Raw genomic sequence first — 667 nt, 5'->3', positions numbered from 1 at the left:
TCCCACACCTCCCGCGCTTTGTCGTCGCTCGCCATGGAGGAGTAGAGCAGGTCGATGGACGGAGCGAAGCGTTCGGTGTTGTCGCGGATGCCGTGCGCCAGGCATGCGACCGCCGAGGCGAGGTCCTCGGTCCGGCCTACTTCCTCAAGGATCCCGGTGGTCCGCGAGTCCGCCACGTCCGTGGCCAGGAGGGCATGCAGGAGTTCCGTCTTGGTCCCCACGCTCGCGTACAGCGTCTTGGTCGCGACGCCGGCCGCGCGAGCGATGTGCCCCATCGTCACCTGTGCGTAGCCCTGCGCGATGAAGAGCTCACGCGCGGCCGTCAGGATGTCCTGCCGGGTCTGAGCCGCGCCCCGTTCACGCCGTGGCGATCGGTAACTGCGGGTCGGTGCGGACATGCCTTCACCTTACCCCGAGGTAAGGGCGGGCGTATTCATTACAGATGCTGTAACTACAAAACGGGACTTCCCTTCCGGACGGGAAGACCATGCACCATGCACCCCTCAACCCGAAGGTTCGCTGCATATGGACATGAACGCCGGGCGTGACGCACAAGCCGTCGTGGAAACGCGGCTCACCCATGAGACACACAGACTGGCCACCGGGCTGCTCGTGGACGCCGCCGACCGCCCCTCCAAGACGTACTCCGGCGGCATGCGCCGCCGCC

The 667-nt window shown here is 66.4% G+C and carries 1 protein-coding gene; it reads right to left on the bottom strand.

Features of this window, described 5'->3' with window-relative positions; genetic code table 11:
- On the bottom strand, nucleotides 1-398 hold a 398-nt coding region (locus LPA54_RS34520; RefSeq protein WP_228984589.1), incomplete at its 3' end, for a TetR/AcrR family transcriptional regulator.
- Between the last annotated feature and the right edge of the window lie 269 nt (nucleotides 399-667).

Source organism: Streptomyces sp. DH12, assembly GCF_020873895.1.
In the GTDB taxonomy this organism is placed as follows: Bacteria; Actinomycetota; Actinomycetes; order Streptomycetales; family Streptomycetaceae; genus Streptomyces.
Note: the sequence above shows the minus strand (reverse complement) of the source record. Positions and strands in the feature narration are given on the sequence as shown.